This is a genomic window from Rhizobacter sp. P2_H2, from assembly GCF_056403375.1.
In genome coordinates this window covers 1-1,161 of sequence record NZ_JBFUFP010001395.1, presented here as the reverse complement: position 1 = coordinate 1,161, position 1,161 = coordinate 1, and the positions used below count along the sequence as shown (strand labels likewise).

At 66.1% G+C, this 1,161-nt stretch carries 3 protein-coding genes and 1 tRNA gene; 3 read left to right on the top strand and 1 reads right to left on the bottom strand.

Annotated features, from left to right (window positions below; all coding sequences use genetic code 11):
- From AC1D15_RS33390 to AC1D15_RS33380, 3 genes are all read left to right on the top strand, one after another.
- On the top strand, positions 1-192 hold a 192-nt coding region (locus AC1D15_RS33390), incomplete at its 5' end, for a glutathione S-transferase C-terminal domain-containing protein (RefSeq protein WP_477829444.1).
- A 14-nt stretch (positions 193-206) separates the two neighbouring features.
- The gene (locus AC1D15_RS33385; protein ID WP_047500860.1) at positions 207-749 is read left to right on the top strand and encodes a ClpXP protease specificity-enhancing factor; all 543 of its coding nucleotides are present in this window, start codon (positions 207-209) and stop codon (positions 747-749) included.
- A 14-nt stretch (positions 750-763) separates the two neighbouring features.
- A tRNA-Thr gene (locus tag AC1D15_RS33380) sits at positions 764-839 on the top strand.
- A gap of 29 nt (positions 840-868) precedes the next feature.
- Here the strand turns inward: AC1D15_RS33380 and AC1D15_RS33375 are convergent.
- Positions 869-1,161, bottom strand: a 293-nt coding sequence (locus tag AC1D15_RS33375) for a DciA family protein (protein WP_477829443.1), incomplete at its 5' end; no start/stop codon positions are given.

The window sequence follows — 1,161 nt, the reverse complement described above, 5'->3', positions numbered from 1 at the left end:
AACAAGTACATGCTGGGCGACGACTTCTCGATGCTCGACGTGGCCATCGCACCGCTGCTGTGGCGCCTGGACTACTACGGCATCGACATGTCGAAGAACGCGGTGCCGCTGCTGAAGTACGCCGAGCGCATCTTCTCGCGCCCGGCCTACATCGAGGCGCTGACGCCGTCCGAGAAGGTGATGCGCAAGTAAGGCGCGGATCCAGCATGGCCTCCACTCCGACGGCACCGGGCAACGCCGGCTCCTCGACCCGGCCGTACCTGATCCGTGCGCTGCACGACTGGTGCACCGACAACGGCTTCACGCCGTACCTGGCGGTGTTCGTCGGCCGCGGCGTGCAGGTGCCGGCCGAGTACGTGAAGAACAACGAGATCGTGCTCAACGTCAGCTTCGAGGCCACGACGGCCCTGCAGCTCGGCAACGAGATGATCGAGTTCAAGGCACGTTTCGGCGGCATTGCGCGCGAGATCGCGGTGCCGGTGGACCACGTCATCGCGATCTATGCGCGCGAGAACGGGCAGGGCATGGCGTTCCCGATGCCCAGCGAATCGGCGGCCGAGACGGCCGGCGAGTCGGATGACGGCGCGCCGGCCGATCGCCCCGCGGGTGGCGGCCTGCGATTGGCCACCACCGAAGGCCATGCCGAGCCGGCCGTTGCCACGCCGGCCCGCGAGTCGGATGAAGACAAGCCGCCCGAACCTCCTGCTGGCGGTGGCGGGCCGCGTCCGGCGCTCAAGCGCATCAAATAGAATCCCCGCCTCAAGCCCTTGTAGCTCAGCTGGTAGAGCAGCGGTTTTGTAAACCGAAGGTCGCGGGTTCGATTCCTGCCGGGGGCACCATCCATCAACCACCTGACACACGTCAGGCCTCAGGTTGATTGAACCTTCACCCGTATTGCAGTAACCTGCCAGCCCCGGGCGTGGAGTGTCTGCTCCATCCGGGGCAGCAGCTGGCGCAGCTTGGAGGCGACCGCAGAGTTGGCCGCAAGCAGAGACCAGCCCTCATCGTCGACCGGCCCGGGCTTCACATGCAGGGCCAGTGTGGGCGGCAGACAGTTTCGTACCGCATCGAAGCGTGCATTCGACTCCTGCAGCAGCCGCTGCAAGTGAGCCAGAGGCGCACTTCGGCTCAGGGCCTCTTCGATGCGCAAGGCGTTGGGGG